At 57.6% G+C, this 231-nt stretch carries 1 protein-coding gene; it reads right to left on the bottom strand.

The genetic code is table 11. The annotated features are described in order from the left end of the window. Window positions 1-231: peptidylprolyl isomerase (locus tag HBA93_RS23940; protein ID WP_221724867.1), on the bottom strand; the 231-nt coding region annotated here is incomplete at both ends.

Genomic DNA, 231 nt, shown 5'->3' with positions numbered 1-231 from the left:
CAGGTACCGCGTACGTGCTTGGTGTTTGTGAACTCAGCTTTCAGATCAGGCTTGTCCGAACCGCCCATACCGGCGCGGGATGGATTGAAGCTGGAACCGCCCTGCTTGCCGAACTTCACGTCGCCGGTCTGCGCCATGAAACCATCGATCACGCGATGGAATACAACGCCGTCATAAGCGCCTTCACGAGCCAGCTCTTTAATGCGGGCAACGTGACCTGGTGCCAGATCA

Source organism: Ochrobactrum sp. SFR4 (assembly GCF_019730395.1).
Lineage (GTDB): Bacteria > Pseudomonadota > Alphaproteobacteria > Rhizobiales > Rhizobiaceae > Pseudochrobactrum.
This window is presented reverse-complemented; position numbering and strand designations above follow the sequence as displayed.